Here is a 16,390-nt window from a genome sequence, read left to right on the forward strand (position 1 = left end):
CTGTGAGGCGCACTGAAAAAAAGCTCCGAAGCCACAGCGTACATGTGGTTTCGGAGCTTTTTGCGGTTTTATTTGATGACTTTTACGAGACGTTTCGCCGTACCTTCCGGTGTGTCGATCGTTTCGTATACGTTCACTGTGAACGGATAGCTGAACTGCTCGGAAGAAATGTTGGATGCATCCAATACCTGCTGTCCGGAGATCAGCTTGTTGACGCCTGTAAAGGTTGCATCTTTCGAACCTACAACACGTCCGGCATTGTCGACAATCTCAAAACGAAGCTTGGAGAAGTTGTTGTCGACGACGACATTCTCTTGCTGCGTGATGTCCAAGTCCAGACGGAATTTGTACGTGTACATCAATTGAGCCGTCGTTTGCGTGCCCACTGTCACATCGTTGAACTTGAGGTCAAATGGATACAGCGAGATCACGCCGTCCTTCTCTTCGTCCTGCAAACTTGTTTGAAGCGCCGCAATCGTCGTTGTATAAGGCGCTGCGGATTGCGCATCAAGCAGCTTCAGAGAGAAGTTCGTCCCTTCCTCCGACTGTGGCACGATGAAGGAGTAGCTCACCACGTAGCTGAGGCCCGGATTCATCGTTGCCGTCACATTCGCTTGGCGGCTTCCGGTATAAGTCACGCCCTGCGCATTCGTCAGTTCCGTCTGGAACGTCGGCGTGTTAACCGGAGAGGTGCTGGTGTTCGTCAGCTTGAATTTCGCTACCGCCGTTTGATAGCCTTCGCCTGGATTCTCATGCAGGTGAAGTTCCATTAAGGATACTTGCGTCGTTTTGTCTACGACTTTGGACAAGCTGTCGAACGGGATCGGCTGGCCGATCGTGTAGTTCGTCGCAACAGCCCCGCCTTGCGCCGTCGGCCATGGGAAAGCGAGCTTGCCGGTCGCAATGATGGCTGCCTGGCCGCTGTCTTTCGCCACGTAGGTGTCTGTCGAAGCGACAACCAGGTTCGTCAGGTCCGCGCCGTTCTCCAATTGAATCGCGTAGTGCACATAAGCTTGGCCGCCCGCTTCCAGGGTCACTGGAGCTGTCTCCGTGCGTTTGCCTTCAAAGCTCTTATCCGCGGACAAGCCGTCCACGCGGAACGAAGGCACTGTTTCCCGGCCAGCGCCCGGATTGCTCACGAGCAGCGTCACCAAAGCAACGCGGCCTGTCGCTGTGTTCTGGATCGTCGCCTCGGTCTGCTTGTATGTCAGACCGGAGTTCACGCCAGGAATGGCGAACGCGTCGCCCCACGCCAGGCTGTCAATGCCCTGCAGCGCGGAGCTGCCCGTGCCGCCGTACCATACCGATGGCGTCGCGAGTGCAAGCAGCGTCGTTTCTACCTTCGGATACGTGTACAAATCCACGTTCACGAAGGACACTTGCGAAATCGCGCCGATCTCCTTCGTATCCACGGTGGATACGTAGACGAGCTCGCCGATTTCTTTCGGCTGCAGCGACGCTTTGTTCGCTGCGCTCGGTTTGAGCGTATACGTCAGACCGTTCGTCGTCTGCACGCGCAGCTCATGCTCCGGCACGCGGTTCACTTGCGTGCCGCCGTTATAGAGGCGCACCGTGACCGCGAGCTGGGAGCCCGTTGCGGTTGGCGTCGCGGAGACGCTCTTCACCGCGGCGCGAATGTCGCTCGTCAGTCCGTAGTTCACGGACGGTGCCGAAGTCGCGGTGGAGGCGGCGTCAGCCGCCCATACCGCTGTACCGCCCTGCACGATCATTGTCCCTAACACGATCGTCGTCAAAAGGGACTTCCAAGGTCTTTTTTTCATGTAGTTATACTCCTTCGTATAAATTCTAAGCAGATTCCTTATTTCGCTGCCGGTGTTGCGGACGGCTGTGCGGAAGCTTCCGTGGTGCCGACTTTCTGTCCGTCTTTCAATGTATTTTGGCCGGAGATGACGAGTTGATCGCCTTCTTTCACACCCTCCAGCACTTCCTGTTTGTCGCCATTGATGCGACCGAGCTTCACTTTACGCTTCGCATATTGATCGCCCTGCTGGATGAACACGAACGTATCGGACGCTTCACGAATGATGCTCAGCGTCGGAACAACTGGCACCTTCTCTTCCGATTCCGTAGTGAGCTGCACCATGTAGCGAGTGCCTGGTTGCAATTGGTGATCTGTATTCGGTACGGCAAGCTCCAGTGTATAGGTTTTCGTAGCCGCACTCATAATTGGGGCCAAGTAGCTGATTTTAGCTGTACCTTTCTTATCCGGTGTGTTCGGGTTGTAATACACGAGCTCCTGCTTGCCTTTGACCAATTGATAGTTGTTTTCAGTCAATTCCGTTTTAATTTTGATCGGATCGATTTCTTGCACTTGCGCCACTCTGCCTGCCGCGGCCGATACCGTTTGGCCAACCACTACGTTAAAATCCGTCAATACGCCGCTGCCCGGCGCCTTTACTTCATAGTTGTCGAGCGAACGTGTCGCGTCTTCCAGATTCAATCTTGCGGACTCGGCTTGCGTTTCCGCTGCGGCGATAGAATCCGAGTTATCGAATGCGGAAAGCTTCGATTGTGCAGAGTCATAGGACATCTGTGCATTGTCCAGCGCCTGCTTCACTTGATCCACTTGGCGTTGTGTCACCGTGCCCGCATCGAAATCGTTGCGAGCTTTGTTATAATCCTGCTGCGCATTTTGCAGCGCCGTTTGTGCGCGAGTTATCGCGTCCGTCAGATCTTTGCGGTTGTTGACTTTGCTGTCTCTCGCTTGTTGAAGCGATTGCTGCGCGCTTTTTAACTGAAGCTCGCTTTTCCGCTGGTTTGATGCCGCATCCGTATTGTCGATGACGAACAAGACATCGCCTTTTTCTACGTAATCGCCTTTTTTCTTATTCACTGACATCACTTCGCCGTTGGCTTTCGCAATGACGTCAAGTGCAACGCCTGCCGTCACATCGGCCACTTGCTCGATCGGGGTCGAAATCGTCGCCTTTTTCACTGCTTCGACTTTAATTGGCTTTGGCGTCAGTTGAACCGTTGCCTGCGTGCTTGCCCCCGGAGCCGAGCAAGCGGATGCCATCAGCGCCACGGCGGTAACAACCGCCATGACCCCCATGCCGCGATACCTGAATCGATTGTTTCGCAAACTTTTGCTAATCATCTATGTGCCTCCTTATACCTCTACCGAGCTTGTAGTCATTTTATCGGCTTTTTTATTCCGCTTGAACATACGGCCTATGCGATTTTTCACACTGTCGATCAATTCGTACACAATTGGCACGACGACAAGCGTCAGAACCGTGGATGTGATCAGACCGCCGATGACCACGACGCCAAGGCCTTTACCAATTAAGCCTCCCTCGGCGGAAATGCCAAGTGCGAGCGGAAGCAGTGCCATGATCGTTGCGCCAGCCGTCATAATAATCGGACGAAGACGAACTTTACCTGCTTCAATCAAAGCATGGCGAACCGTATAGCCGTCTTCGCGCAGTTGCTGCGCACGGTCGATCAACACGATCGCATTCGTCACGACGATACCGATCAGCATGAGGAAGCCAATCATCGAGGTGACCGTAAGCGGCTCTCTGGTGATGACAAGGCCGAGCAAACCGCCGATCGCCGCAAGCGGCAAGGAGAACAGAATCGCGAATGGCGCCCCGGCGTTGCCGAAGGCAAGCACCATGATCAGGTACACGACGAATACCGCGGCCGCCATAGCAACGAACAATTGCGTAAAGCTTTCAGTCACATCGTCCGAAACACCCTCGACTTTCGTCGTAACGCCTTCCGGAAGTTCCAGTTCTTTCAATTCTTTGGTCAGCTTGGCGCTGACAGTCGTTTTGTTTTTATCGTTGATTTTTGCGGATACTTTAACAAGCTGGTACTGATCTTCCCGATTCAGGGAAACGGCCCCTTGCACTTCAGCTACTTTCGCAACTTCTTTCAGGTAAACGGTAGAACCATTCGGACCCGAGAGCGGAATATCACCGAGTTTACTCAAGGAATCCTTATCGGATTTATCCAACGAGACCGTCGTGGTATACGTCAGATTGTCAAACTTCAGATCGCCCAGGTTTTGCTTCTGAATCCACAGGCGAGCCGTGTCTCGAACCGAAGCTGCGCTCAAGCCGTAAGCCCGCGCTTTGCTTTGGTCGACCGTAATTTCAATTTCCGTCTTCGCGTCGCTCAAGTTATCCTCGATGTTCGTCAGCTCCGGATAAGTTTTCAGCTTTTCCTTAACCATTCCCGCTGCTTTTTCCAGCTGAAGCTGATCATCGCCTTGCAGCGTATAGGCAAAGTCTGTGGAGGAGACACCGCCCATATCGCCTTCCATCGATTTCGGAGTAACCTCGGAACCGGCTGGCAATTCAGAGAGCATATACGTTTTCACTTGATCCTTGACTTTGTCCGGATCAACTTTATCGTTAACTTTGACGAATATTTGCGCCGCGTTCGGCGTTCGGCTATCTTTACCTGTTTCCACCGTACTGCCGGAATATCCAACTAATGCTTCCACAAAGGTGAAGACGGGTTCGCCGTTCGAATCTTTTAGATCAAGCAGCGTGCCTTCAATTTCCTTCGCCTTGGCGTCTGTCGCGTCAAACGGCGTCGCATTCGGCAGCTTAAGCTGGAAGTACATCGTCTGCGATGCCGCCGACTCAGGAAGGAAGGCGACAGACAGGAACGGGATCGTCCCCCCGATGGTCACAACGAGAATGACAAGGGAAAGAAGAAGCGTTTTAATCCGATTTTTCAAGCTCCACGTCAATACGCGCTCATAGAACATGGTGAGCTTCGTCGGTTTCGTTTCATCATGATGCCCTTTGCCAGGCTTGCTGTTCAGCACGAGCAATTTAGCGAGCATCGGAATAACCGTTAAGGCTACGATTAAGGAAGATAAGAGTGCACAAGCAATCGTTAAAGCAAACGGTCGGAAGAAACCGCCGACGACTCCGGTAACGAGGGCGAGCGGAGCAAATACCCCGACCGTCGCCAGCGTTGACGACGTAATCGCCATGGACACTTGTTTCGTGGCCATCAGAATGACAGATTCCTTGCGCTCCTGTGCTTTCTCCAGGGAAGCGTAAATATTTTCAATAACGACAATCGAGTCGTCCACGACCCGCCCTACGGCAATAAAGATACCGCCCAGCGTCATCGTGTTCAGTGTCAGATCCAGCTGCGACATCAGCAGCAGCGTAATCAGGATGGAAAGCGGAATGGAGACGAGCACGATCAGTGTCATTCGCACATTGCGCAAGAAAATGAGAATCATCAGCGAAGCCAGAATTGCACCGACAATACCTTCGCGCACAAGCCCTGAAATGGATTCTTTAATTTGGTCCGCGCTGTCATACGTGTTCATGAAGGAAACGCTTGGAAGCGTCGTTTTCCAATCTTCGATTTTCTTGTGAATCGCATCCGAGAATTCTACTGCGTTCGCGCTGCCTGCTTTATACAAAATCAGCCCGATGGCCGGCTTGGCATCCAAACGACCGTTGTACGTATTCTCCGTAATGGCTTTTACTTTCGCCACTTGATCCAGCTTGACAATATCGCCTTTCGGCGTTGTAATTTCCAACTGTTGCAATTCGTACAAGCTGGAAATATCGCCTGTGACACGAGTCATTCTGTCATTGCCGTCAATCTGCACGGAACCGATCGGCGTTTTGGTTACAGCCGAGTTGATCGCGTTGCTTAGCAGCCCCGGCGACAAACCGTACTGATTCATCGCGGTGGCATCAAGCTCAATGTCGAGCGATGTATCCCGGGCCCCGATGATGTCCATATGGTCGATCCCTTTAATGCCTTCCAGACCAGGCTTGATCGTATCTTTGAACGATTTGTCCAGTTCCGTCTGGCTTACACCTTCGTTCGCGAAAGCGACGAGATAGTTCGATGGGAACGATGCCGCGCCAAACGTGGAAGCCTTAGGTGCTCCCGCGGTAGCCGGCAAGGACACTTCCTGCAGCAGGTCCTGTACCTCCTGCTTCTTCTTATCGATGTCGACGTCTTGCTTAAATAAGATGATCACCATCGAGAAGTTGTCGCTGGACGTCGACTGCATCGAATCCAAATCTTCGATGTTGGCCAGCTTTTTCTCAATCGGTGCGGTAATTTCGTCCATGACGTCCTTAGGCGCACCTATGTAGGTGGTCGTAATCGCAACGACAGGGAAGGAGACATTGGGCATATTCTCTTCCTTGAGCTGAGTCGCTGAATACAAGCCGCCCACGAACAGCATGATCATCATGATGATCAGAGCCGCCACGTTCTTCATGGAAAACTGAGTAAGTCGGTTCATTCCTGTGCTCCCCTCAATAAATTGTTTGTAGGTTTAAGATACACGTCCAATATGAACCCAATATGAACAAAACAAAAAAACTTGGCAAACAATCGTTCGCCAAGCGCAAAATTGTTATTTTTTTGCCATAAAGTTCGTGACCGGCAGTACAATGAGAAACACCGCACCTTTTCCGGCTTCGCTCTGCACCTCGATGGTACCTTGATGCATATCGATGATCTTCCGCACAATGGCCAACCCCAAGCCGCTTCCGCTGTCCCGCTGCCGAGCTTGATCCACTTTATAAAAGCGTTCAAAGATTCGCCCTTGATCCTCTTCGGGAATGCCGATGCCATCGTCGTGAATCCATACCTGAACCCGGTCGCGCAGCGGCACCAGCTTGACGTGAATTTGCCCGCCAGGCGGCGTAAATTTGATCGCATTGCCGATCACATTCGTCCACACCTGATTGAGTTGATCGGCGTCGCCGGTGATTTTGACCCGCGGCAGCGCCAGATCGATGTCCAGATCTTTCGCCGACCACTGCGGCTCGAAAAAGACGACAATGCGCCGAAGCTGCTCGTCCAAATCGAACACCGTCGGATGAAACGGATGATGCTCCGATTCCAGGGAAGCCAGCTTGAGCAAATTTTCACTGAGCCGCGACAGCCGCTCGCTTTCCCTCTCGATAATCTCAAGGTATTGCTTTCGACTCGTCTCGTCGATCTCCGATTCCCTGAGCGCCTTAGAAAAGCCGCGAATCGAGGTAAGCGGAGACTGAATCTCATGCGACACGTTGGACACAAAGTCCTGCCGCATCTGTTCGAGCTGCTTCAGCTCGTTCGCCATATGATTGAAGCTCTCTGCCAGCTTGCCCAGCTCATCCTTGTTGTTCACTTTCACATTCACGTTAAAATTGCCGCGCGCTAGCTTCTCCGTCGCCGCGGTCAGTTTCTTGAGCGGGTTCACCAGATAGCGCGAAGCGATCAGAATGAGCAAGCTGCCGATCGTCAGGACAATGATGAGCACGATGGTAATGATGAACTGTACCTGATTCTTCATCGACTGGGTGAAGTTCATCTGGATAAAAAGCCCAAAATGCTGCCCATTCGACTGGAGCGGAACGCCGACCTTCAGCGTGTTGATCGCCCCGACGTGGATCGAGCCGTAGTCGAGGCTTTTGTACGTGTTGCCTTGCAGCACCCCGGCAATCTCGGAAGGCAGGATGCGCGGCCTCCCCTTATTATCCGTCGGGATCGGACTAAAGGCATTGCCCTCGCTGTCAAACAGCGTAAACAAATAGTTCTCGTTCAACCGGTTGGAACTGGTGATGAACGAACTCATGTTTTTGGGTTGCACTTCTTCGCTGATTGCTACAATTTGTTTCCCCATATTCAGCATTTCCTGTTGAAATTCAGAGGAAATGACATTTGTAAAAAAGTATGTCGCAAGAGGAAACGCCACGAGAATAGAAGTGAGCACAATGGCAAGAAACGTCAGGACGACGCGAAAATACAGGGATTTGATCATGCTTTAACCTCTAATCGGTACCCAAGTCCACGGATCGTCTTGATTTCGAAATCCCCGGTTAGCGGCTCGAAGCGTTCGCGCAATCTTTTGATATGAACATCGACCGTCCGCTCGTCGCCTTCGTAATCCATTCCCCAAATCTGCTCGATGAGTTGCGCACGCGTGAAAATTTGCCCAGGATGGCCGGCCAACTTGTACAGCAGTTCAAACTCCTTGAGCGGCAAGCTTGTCCGCACATCGTTCATCTTCACATCGAGAGTCGTCCGATCAATCATTATCCCCCCGAGCGCAATCGTCTGCGACGTGTTAATGCGATACCGCTTCAGCAGCGCTTTCACTCGCATGACCAGCTCAACCGGATCAAACGGCTTGACCAAATAATCGTCCGTTCCCAGCTGGAATCCCTTGACCTTATGGACGGATTCGCTCTTCGCTGTCACCATGAGCAGCGGGAGATCCGCGTAGAGACTTCTCAGCTCCCGGCACAGTTCCCAGCCGTCCATATGCGGCATCATCACATCCAGCACAACCAGTTCCGCAGGCGTCGTTTCCATCACTTGCAGCGCTTCCCTGCCATCGCTCGCTTGCAGCACGTCGAGACCTTCCCGGTCCAAATAAATCCGGATCAGCTCCCGAATATCCGCATCATCGTCCACGACCAAAATTTTCGTCACGGCTGTTCCGTCTCCCCTTTACAACCTATAAATGCGTGAACTTCCACTATAAATATGGAATCGGGTCCTTGGCGCCTGCTTCCTCAAACCCTTTCAACCGCAGGCGGCAGCTGTCGCATACCCCGCACGCCTCGGCTTGGCCGTTGTAGCAGGACGTTGTCAGCTCATACGGAACGCCGATTTTGAGCCCTTCTTCAATAATACGCGCCTTCGTCCAGTCAATGAGCGGCGTTTCGATCTTAATGCCTTTGCCTTCGACACCCACCTTTGTCGCCAGTTCAATCACTTCTTCCACTTTATGAATGAACTCCGGACGGCAATCCGGGTAGCCGCTGTAATCCAGCGCATTAACCCCTATGTAAATTGCACTGGAACCCGTCACTTCCGCGTACGAAGTCGCAATCGATAGGAACAGCAAATTCCGCCCCGGCACATACGTGACTGGGATTTCATCTGTTTGTTCACCTTCCGCCACATTCGGCACGTCGATGTTGTCGTCCGTGAGTGCGCTCCCGCCGAAATCGCGCAGGAAGTCGAGCTTAATGATTTTATGCCGCTGGGCCACGCCGTAATGCGCCGCCACTTGCTTCGCATTTTCGATTTCAATTTTATGGCGCTGCCCATAATCAAACGAAATCGGATACAATTCGTATCCCGCTTCTTTGGCAATGCCCATGCACGTCGTGCTGTCGAGACCTCCGCTTAGAATTACAACCGCGCGTTTCTCGCTTACTTGTGCGCTCATTCTCGCCACCGCTTTCTTTTTTTCTGTATTCAAAAGAGGACCCTTGGGCCCGCGCGGCTATACACCGCGCATGGCCGGATCCCAGATAATCTTATGCAGCTGCATGTTCAGCTTTACTTTCGACAACCCTGCGCTCAGCATCTTCTCGACGAGCTTGTGAGGCGGCATTGTCTCCCAGACCGGGCTGAACATCGGCAGCGCCTTCGTCGGATACGCCTCCAGCACGTCGACCGCCGTCTGAAAATCAAGATCGCTGCCGATGACGAACTTCAGCTCGTCCTGCTCGCGCAGCAGCGCGAAATTGCCCGTCAGCATCTGCTCCGTCTCGCCCGAATCGGGCAGCTTGTAATCCATGATGTACCTCACCTTCGGGGAGGCTACTTTGGCGATGAACGGCGCCAGGTCGATCGCGCCGTTCGTCTCGATGTGCAGGTCGTCGACCTGCTCCAACGCCGCAAGCGCCTCGACGAGGGCGAGAGACTTCTCTCCGTACAGGAGCGGCTCGCCGCCTGTCAGGCAAATATGCCGGGAGCGGAACGTCTGTACCTTGCTGACAATTTCAGTAATGGTCATGACGTTCTCCGCTTCCGCCGGGGGGTAGCTGTACTTGGTGTCGCACCAGGTACAGCGCAGGTTGCACCCAAAGAGACGGACAAAGATTGTCGGGAACCCGGCACGGGTTCCTTCGCCCTCGACCGTCTCAAAGATTTCTACCATCGGAATGCGATAATCCTGCATTACACGTCCTCCTCCATCATCGCGCGCGTGATGGCGGCGTAGCTGGTCGGCGTTTCCCACAGCCGAATTTCCTCCAACTGGATGTTCGGGTGCACCCCTTCATCCAGCAAACCACGATGGATTTCTTCGTACATCCAGACGACCATATTCTCAGCCGTCGTATTCATCGGCGGCAGCACTTCATTGAGATAGCGATGGTCGAGTCGATCGATAACGCGTTGTTTCGCTATACGTTTGATATCTCCAAAATCGATTGCAATTCCCCGGTGATCCACTTTGCCGCGCATAATCACCTGGAGCTTATAGGTATGTCCATGCAGACTTTTACATTTTCCCTCGTAACAATGCAAATGATGCGCACTGTCAAACGTAAACTCCTTGGATACCAAAACGGATTTATGGTGATATTTCAATTGATTCTCTTGGATGTCTCGTCCCAATCTCTGAATATCGCTTGGGATATCGTAACTCATTTCTTATCACCTCATTCATTCAAAAACAGCACTCTACATTATATCATAAAATGAGCGCTTGTCACCTGGCTAGTGTTAGGAAAGCATTTAGCGCCTGCCGGCCTGACGCCAGTCCAGATGACTTCTGATCTCCTGCATCCGCTCATTCTCCCCGCGCAAATCGGCCTCGATGTCCGCCGTCAGACACTCAATCTGCTGCACGACCGAATCGGGCAGCTCCACGTCCTCCAGCGACTTTACAATATACAACAAGCATTGAAGCGTTTCTTCCATGAGGTTCTTTTTCTTCCCACTCAAGATCACTTCCGTTAGAAAAATGAGGTGATTGAGCTCCTTCTGCGTCATCTTCAAGAGGGACCGCCCCTTTCTCATGTTCCATTATCCAACATTTTCCGACAACACGAAAGTGTCTCTTGACAGTCAAAACTATAACATTTATTATTACAGTAATTTGTTATTTATTTTAATACAGTTGTACTTCGATAAGCATTCCAACGTTTACCCCGCATGCGAATGCTTTTGCGTTATCATACTAAAAAAAATAAAATTCCGTGGAGGGAATACCATGCGTACACAAGTTCAAAATGAAGTCCTAAAAGTGTTGGAAGAGCGTCACTCCGTCAAGCAATATCAAGCTGGCCACCAAATGCCGAAGGCCGATCTGGAGCAACTGTTGACATCTGCCGCGCAAGCGCCATCCGCTTGGAACCTGCAGCACTGGAAATTCCTTGTGATCGACGATCAAGCCCACAAAGAAAAGCTGCTTCCAATCGCTTACGGTCAAAAGCAAATCGTTGAAAGCTCCGTTGTGATCGCGGTGCTTGGCGATCTCGAAGCGAACAAAAATGCTGAGCTTGTCTTCGGACCAGCCGTTGAAGGCGGCTTTATCCCGCAAGCCGTGAAAGATACGCTCGTTTCGCAAATCGAAAACGTCTATCAATACCCGCAAGTCGCTCGCGACGAAGCGATCCGCAACGCGTCTCTGGCGGCTATGAACCTGATGATCGCAGCAAAATCGCTTGGCTATGACACTTGCCCAATGGGCGGATACGACGCAGCGAAATTCGTTGAAACGTTCAACGTACCAGCTCGTTATGTGCCTGTTATGTTGATCAGCGTAGGCCTTGCTGCTACGCCTGCAAGACCGTCCGGCCGTTTGACACTCGATCAAATTACAGTAGCAAACACGTTCTAATTCATTATTCGAAAAGGCATGGCGCTCGGAGCCTGAGGTTCCGTGAGCCATGCCTTCATTATTTGATTAATGCAATTGTTCCGTTTCAAACAAAATTTCATCAATCAGTTTATTGCGGTAAAGCATGGACACATTGAACGTTTCATACTCTTTTTCCTTATCCAACTCGTCCAGCAGAAGTGTCGCAATCAATTCCCGATCATCAGGGCTGCCTGGCTCCCGAAAATCTATAAAGCCTGTCAACTGCCTGGAACTGACGTCAACCGTTGCCGTTCCTATCGGCAGACTGCCATTCGATTGTTCGTAAATTTCATAGGTCAACGTATCCCCATCATCTCGCGCGAGAACGATGGAATAATCGTCGCGGTTCGGCAATACATCGAACTCCTCGTCGGCTTCCATTTCGTCCGAGAGGTCCAGCACATCCAGATGCGTCAGTTCAATCGTGTCGATTGTTTCCCCGTTATACATCATATGGAACACAAAAGAGTCCGTTTCGTCCTCATTGAAATCGGCGACAATCAGCTCTGTCACGAGATCCATTTCATCCTCAAACGGATCGAAGCTCCAGGTAATATCCCCGATCACTTCCGAACCGTACAACCGCAGCGAGGCTTCCGCGACGAGATCCGCTTCCCGATCGTAGATTTGATACTCCACGTGGTTGCGCGATTCCCCAACAATCACAAGCTCGTACCCTTTGTCCTGCTTGTGCTGCTGCAGCATCGACCATTGGGTTTGATCAGCCGATTCTTCCTCATCGATCATGCTGAGCGGCGCATCATCATCCACCCAGTCGTACTCGATTTGCTCTTGAAAATTTTCATAAACGCGCTCCGCCAGCTCGCTCTGCTCGGTTACTGGCTGTATCACATGATCTGTCGCAATGACAAAATCATAGTCGCTGCAGTTCGCCGTGACCTCGCATTGGTCTATGTTCAGCGCATCCACCAAATTTTGCACATACGCTTGCACCCTATCATAGACATCCTGCTTGCTCTCTTCCGCAATCGACTGCTGCTCCAGATGAATCGAGCCTTTCATACGATCCGATTCCCTGTAGACTAGCGTTAACGTACCGACAAACTCCCCATTGTACAGTATATCGCAGACTTCGCCGCCTGCTGTTTTCAGGTCGGGTGTAAGGCTAATATCGGCCATGGCACTGACGCCTCCTCTACAGATCTAGTTCTTCATTCGTAGAATGTCCCAATTTCGTCCAAATTATGAGCAATCAGGATAAACGTCTATACACTTCTGCCCTTTCTCACATATCTTAACGTATACCAGCAACCAGAAAGGAGGGAATACGCTATGTCAGCAGGTGTAGGTTACTCCGCAGGAGCAATCTTGGTTCTTTTCATCTTGCTCGTAATCATCTCCAGCGCATTCGTACTCTAATCCTTCCAATGTAAAAAGAAGATCCTTGCCGGCGAACGATGCTGGCGGGATCTTCTTTATTGAGCGCTATCGTTTAATTTCCGCCGTTCCGCTTCAATGTCCTCCAGCTTGCGGAGAACTCGCTCGGACGAGCCCGGAACCTGCTGCACCTTACTCCATACTTCCTTGGCTTTCGCCAGTTTGCCGGATCGGTGTGCGATCTCCCCAAGCGCCGCGGCCGCTTTCCACTCCGCAATCTGATAGTCGGGACTGACGCTTCCGCGATATTGCGGCAGAACCTGCAGGGCTTGCTTCAACTCTTTCTCCGCTTCTTGCATCAGAGCATTCGCTTGCTGCATCTTGATTTGGGCTAGCAGGTAATGGCCATCCGGAAAATCCGGCGAATCCGCGATCAAGAGTCGGCAATATGCCTCCGCTTCGTCGATTTGCTTCTGTTTCAGCTTGATTTGAATCAACAAGCGATACACCTCCGACAGCCGGCCGAACAGCGGCGTCTGCCGCGCCGTTCGTTCCGCTTCCAGCAGCACCGTCAGCGCCTCTTCCTCCCGCTTTGCAGCCAGCAGTTCCCTGCCGAGAAAAAGCAAATGCCCCGGATTGTTCGGCTCGTCATGAACCATCTGAGCAAGCAGGCGCAGATTGCGCTCCAGCTTGCCTCTGCTTTGCACAACGGACGGCTCATAGCCGTTGTGGTCCAAACGGATGCGGACGGCGCGCCGGTACGTGTCGTCCTGGAACACACCTGCGGCCGTCCCCACCTGCTCGTGGATGCGGCCGTAGTACCGCAGTCCGCGCTGCGCGGGAAACATGCGGACTTGCGAAAAATCGTGCCGCACCGCGCCGTTCACACGGTTCAAATGCCACACATGCAGCGCCGCTGGCACCGGCAAGCTGTGGAAGATCCCCGCGACTTCGCGCACGGCCGGCACATCTGCCGGCAGCAGCGCCTCATCCGCGTCCACCCACAACACCCAGTCGGACTGGATATGCACCAGTCCGATATTTCTAGCCGCCGCGAAGTCGTCCGACCAGGTGATGCGAATCACCTTCACCTTCGGGAATTGCGCGGCGATCTGCGCCGTGTTGTCCGTGGAGGAATCGATCACGAGGATCTCATCCACGGCGCTTTGCAGCGCGGCGATGCATTTCGCAATGTTCGCCGACTCGTTATAGGTGAGGATGCCTGCGGCCACCGTCACCTGAGGCACTTGCAGCAGCTCCGCGATATGCGGCTGCACCGGTGTCGCAGGCAGCTTGCCGATGTTCTCAAACATCGACGCCACCCACTGCGCCTGCGGATCCAGCAACCACGCCCGCTCCAGCACCCGCTGCGCCGACGTCGTCTCCTTCTGGAGCAGCAGCGTCTCGCCGAGCATCACCCAGAGCTGCGCGTCAATCGGTGATTTGGAGATGGCAAGAAGCAGAGCGGACTCTGCTTCTTGGAGGTTGCCTTTTTGGATGAGGGAGATAAAGGGCTGGTAATTAGTAGGTATTTTCTTTTGTGAAGGGTACATAGTAGACACGAGCTCCATCGTTTGGATGTAGAACAATCATAACGGTAGTTCCTTCTGGTGCATTAATTGAAACAGCACCGGACGTCTCGAATAAGATTTCATTTCCGTAAAGATCATCGATGACGGAGATGGCGTCGTTATTCAAAGCATATCCCCCTTCTACATAAAAGGAATCTAACGTATCTGGATAAAGATCTTCAAAACGAATTGAACTTGTAGACAATCCATATGCGTCCAGAGGTAGAGGCACGACTTTAAAGTTAAAGTCATCAAGATACAGTTTTGAACCATCCATACTATGAGCGTAAACTTTAACTTTATTCTCAGTAGCATCTGTCGTTGTTGGGGCTACGAACTTGATCGTATTAAATTCATACACCGAGCCTGTGACAGAAGATGTACCTATCGATTGAATATCTGAATTGTTCACGATAGCCCCCTCACCGAAAGCCGCATCGACATTAAGGACAAGTGAGCTTGTCTTTTCAGGGTCCTGAAGATCAAGGGATTGATACATTGAAGTTAGCGCTGGGAAAGGCTCTGTTTGATCAGGCTCTAATGCAAAACGTTCAATGTCGACAGTTACTTCAGTTGGTGTGTACATGTGCCTAGAATCATAAGCCTTAATCTTTTTAATCTTTTGAACGGTTCCATAAGTATGAAATGTATCCCACGACCACGATAATTTTGAACTATCCAAGCTATAGTTCTTTGAAATAATCGAAGTCGAACCTGAGGGCATTTCTTCGACTTCAACATCATACATGATGTAATCCTCTTGATCATCTATAAATACATCATCCAAATCGATCTCTGAATTATTACCCAGGAACATTTTATTTCCATTACCAGCATTATAAAAATGATTAGCCACCACATTGTTCGGATTCAAATGCGGCGCCGTATTGCCATCCCCTAGTACCGTTACAGAAAAAGTTGCGGAATCCGCTATGCCGCCATGATCATCCCAGACCACTAATCTAAAATAACTTGTTCCTTCGTAATCCCCGTATATTCTCCATTCGGATCCAGCGCCTTCGCTTCCATCATAGATCTGAGCGCTATCGTTGTACTGACCGTTGGAATCAGGGATTGGAATAAAGCTAACATATAACTCGTCACCATCAGGATCTGTAAAATAATTGCTAAGATCACCAAGTTCCAACTCATCAAAGAGCTGAACATTAAAGTTGGCAGGCAGGGAATGCCCTGTATTCAACTGAGGCGCATGATTCCCAGCCATTTGATTACGAAGAAGATCCGGTTTAATCCCACCCATCAAACTTTTGACAGAGTCAGCAGTCGTAAAGTCGCTCGGAGAACTGACCATTTTCTTGATGACATCAGAGATATCATACTTCCGTTCTGGAACGCTGCCGCTTACGACCGTTACTTGAAATTGATCTTCTTCATAGACCATATGTTCAGTTTCATCTAAGCCAACGGAATACTTCACTGTGAAAGTTGCCGTTCCTGGGGCAATAGGATGAATTTTAAGCAAACCTTCAACATCATACCCAGGCTCATTGATGGCAACATCTGTATTATCGCTTTCCACATTAAACTCAAAATAACGGGCATTCGGATACAATTCATTCAAATCAATGATTGCTTGAGAACTTCCCAATGAAACCGTCCGATCACCGAGCACGTCAGAGTCGAAAACCGGATATTCCGGGGGATAAGACTCATTTGCATGTGCAAGTTCATATGTAGGTTGAAACAATAACGGCGCAACTGCCATCGCCGAACTTACCAGTACCGCCGCCGCTTTCTTTTTACTCGTGTGAGCTTTCCTACCTTTACTCAAAAGGAATCACATCCTACGTCTAGTATTCTTCCTTTCATTCTATCATAGGCCATTCTTCCTAAAAACCCCTCT

14 protein-coding genes are annotated in these 16,390 nt (G+C 51.3%); 2 read left to right on the forward strand and 12 right to left on the reverse strand.

Annotation, left to right across the window (positions count from 1 at the left end):
- Positions 1 to 68 precede the first annotated feature (68 nt).
- From ABE504_RS23075 to ABE504_RS23115, 9 genes are all read right to left on the reverse strand, one after another.
- Positions 69 to 1,781, reverse strand: coding sequence for a hypothetical protein (locus ABE504_RS23075; RefSeq protein WP_430093195.1), 1,713 nt, complete (start codon positions 1,779 to 1,781; stop codon positions 69 to 71).
- Between the two features lie 38 nt (positions 1,782 to 1,819).
- The gene (locus ABE504_RS23080; protein ID WP_430093197.1) at positions 1,820 to 3,118 is read right to left on the reverse strand and encodes an efflux RND transporter periplasmic adaptor subunit; all 1,299 of its coding nucleotides are present in this window, start codon (positions 3,116 to 3,118) and stop codon (positions 1,820 to 1,822) included.
- A gap of 12 nt (positions 3,119 to 3,130) precedes the next feature.
- Positions 3,131 to 6,262: an efflux RND transporter permease subunit gene (locus tag ABE504_RS23085; protein WP_430093199.1), complete on the reverse strand. Its 3,132-nt coding sequence runs from the start codon at positions 6,260 to 6,262 to the stop codon at positions 3,131 to 3,133.
- Positions 6,263 to 6,376: 114 nt separating this feature from the next.
- A complete protein-coding gene (locus tag ABE504_RS23090; protein ID WP_430093202.1) occupies positions 6,377 to 7,771 on the reverse strand; it encodes a HAMP domain-containing sensor histidine kinase in 1,395 nt (464 codons plus the stop codon).
- Positions 7,768 to 8,445, reverse strand: a complete 678-nt coding sequence (locus ABE504_RS23095) for a response regulator transcription factor (protein WP_430093205.1) — start codon at positions 8,443 to 8,445, stop codon at positions 7,768 to 7,770. Before ABE504_RS23095 ends, ABE504_RS23090 begins: the two co-directional genes overlap by 4 nt.
- Positions 8,446 to 8,491: 46 nt before the next feature.
- Positions 8,492 to 9,190, reverse strand: coding sequence for a 7-cyano-7-deazaguanine synthase QueC (queC, locus tag ABE504_RS23100; protein ID WP_430093779.1), 699 nt, complete (start codon positions 9,188 to 9,190; stop codon positions 8,492 to 8,494).
- A gap of 57 nt (positions 9,191 to 9,247) precedes the next feature.
- Positions 9,248 to 9,928 carry a 7-carboxy-7-deazaguanine synthase QueE gene (locus tag ABE504_RS23105; RefSeq protein ID WP_430093208.1) on the reverse strand — a complete coding sequence of 227 codons (681 nt, stop codon included), beginning with the start codon at positions 9,926 to 9,928 and terminating at the stop codon, positions 9,248 to 9,250.
- Complete coding sequence (gene queD, locus ABE504_RS23110) at positions 9,928 to 10,401, reverse strand: 6-carboxytetrahydropterin synthase QueD (RefSeq protein ID WP_430093211.1); 474 nt, start codon at positions 10,399 to 10,401, stop codon at positions 9,928 to 9,930. Before queD ends, ABE504_RS23105 begins: the two co-directional genes overlap by 1 nt.
- An 87-nt stretch (positions 10,402 to 10,488) precedes the next feature.
- Positions 10,489 to 10,746: a hypothetical protein gene (locus ABE504_RS23115; RefSeq protein WP_430093781.1), complete on the reverse strand. Its 258-nt coding sequence runs from the start codon at positions 10,744 to 10,746 to the stop codon at positions 10,489 to 10,491.
- A 220-nt stretch (positions 10,747 to 10,966) separates the two neighbouring features.
- On the opposite strand from ABE504_RS23115, the gene ABE504_RS23120 reads away from it, so the two are divergent.
- Positions 10,967 to 11,596: a nitroreductase family protein gene (locus ABE504_RS23120; protein ID WP_430093214.1), complete on the forward strand. Its 630-nt coding sequence runs from the start codon at positions 10,967 to 10,969 to the stop codon at positions 11,594 to 11,596.
- A gap of 66 nt (positions 11,597 to 11,662) precedes the next feature.
- On the opposite strand, the gene ABE504_RS23125 is transcribed toward ABE504_RS23120, so the two are convergent.
- Complete coding sequence (locus ABE504_RS23125) at positions 11,663 to 12,757, reverse strand: hypothetical protein (RefSeq protein WP_430093217.1); 1,095 nt, start codon at positions 12,755 to 12,757, stop codon at positions 11,663 to 11,665.
- Positions 12,758 to 12,910: 153 nt separating this feature from the next.
- Here ABE504_RS23125 and ABE504_RS23130 point away from each other — a divergent pair, with 153 nt between their 5' ends.
- Positions 12,911 to 12,997 (forward strand): YjcZ family sporulation protein, encoded by an 87-nt coding sequence (locus ABE504_RS23130; protein ID WP_241243089.1) that lies wholly within the window; start codon positions 12,911 to 12,913, stop codon positions 12,995 to 12,997.
- A gap of 56 nt (positions 12,998 to 13,053) precedes the next feature.
- On the opposite strand, the gene ABE504_RS23135 is transcribed toward ABE504_RS23130, so the two are convergent.
- Together ABE504_RS23135 and ABE504_RS23140 are read right to left on the reverse strand one after the other, a co-directional pair.
- A complete protein-coding gene (locus tag ABE504_RS23135; protein WP_430093220.1) occupies positions 13,054 to 14,508 on the reverse strand; it encodes a glycosyltransferase in 1,455 nt (484 codons plus the stop codon).
- The gene (locus ABE504_RS23140) at positions 14,477 to 16,318 is read right to left on the reverse strand and encodes a hypothetical protein (protein ID WP_430093223.1); all 1,842 of its coding nucleotides are present in this window, start codon (positions 16,316 to 16,318) and stop codon (positions 14,477 to 14,479) included. Before ABE504_RS23140 ends, ABE504_RS23135 begins: the two co-directional genes overlap by 32 nt.
- Positions 16,319 to 16,390: the final 72 nt, after the last annotated feature.

Origin of the sequence: Paenibacillus oryzisoli (genome assembly GCF_050467285.1) — a bacterium.
Taxonomy (GTDB): Bacteria; Bacillota; Bacilli; order Paenibacillales; family NBRC-103111; genus Paenibacillus_E; species Paenibacillus_E oryzisoli_A.

Excerpts from the sequence above, each read along its gene's own strand:
- ABE504_RS23075 (WP_430093195.1), bottom strand. The coding sequence starts at position 1,781 with ATGAAAAAAAGACCTTGGAAGTCCCTTTTGACGACGATCGTGTTAGGG.
- ABE504_RS23080 (WP_430093197.1), bottom strand. The coding sequence starts at position 3,118 with ATGATTAGCAAAAGTTTGCGAAACAATCGATTCAGGTATCGCGGCATG.
- ABE504_RS23085 (WP_430093199.1), bottom strand. The coding sequence starts at position 6,262 with ATGAACCGACTTACTCAGTTTTCCATGAAGAACGTGGCGGCTCTGATC.
- ABE504_RS23090 (WP_430093202.1), bottom strand. The coding sequence starts at position 7,771 with ATGATCAAATCCCTGTATTTTCGCGTCGTCCTGACGTTTCTTGCCATT.
- queC (WP_430093779.1), bottom strand. The coding sequence starts at position 9,190 with ATGAGCGCACAAGTAAGCGAGAAACGCGCGGTTGTAATTCTAAGCGGA.
- ABE504_RS23105 (WP_430093208.1), bottom strand. The coding sequence starts at position 9,928 with ATGCAGGATTATCGCATTCCGATGGTAGAAATCTTTGAGACGGTCGAG.
- queD (WP_430093211.1), bottom strand. The coding sequence starts at position 10,401 with ATGAGTTACGATATCCCAAGCGATATTCAGAGATTGGGACGAGACATC.
- ABE504_RS23115 (WP_430093781.1), bottom strand. The coding sequence starts at position 10,746 with ATGACGCAGAAGGAGCTCAATCACCTCATTTTTCTAACGGAAGTGATC.
- ABE504_RS23120 (WP_430093214.1), top strand. The coding sequence starts at position 10,967 with ATGCGTACACAAGTTCAAAATGAAGTCCTAAAAGTGTTGGAAGAGCGT.
- ABE504_RS23125 (WP_430093217.1), bottom strand. The coding sequence starts at position 12,757 with ATGGCCGATATTAGCCTTACACCCGACCTGAAAACAGCAGGCGGCGAA.
- ABE504_RS23130 (WP_241243089.1), top strand. The coding sequence starts at position 12,911 with ATGTCAGCAGGTGTAGGTTACTCCGCAGGAGCAATCTTGGTTCTTTTC.
- ABE504_RS23135 (WP_430093220.1), bottom strand. The coding sequence starts at position 14,508 with ATGTACCCTTCACAAAAGAAAATACCTACTAATTACCAGCCCTTTATC.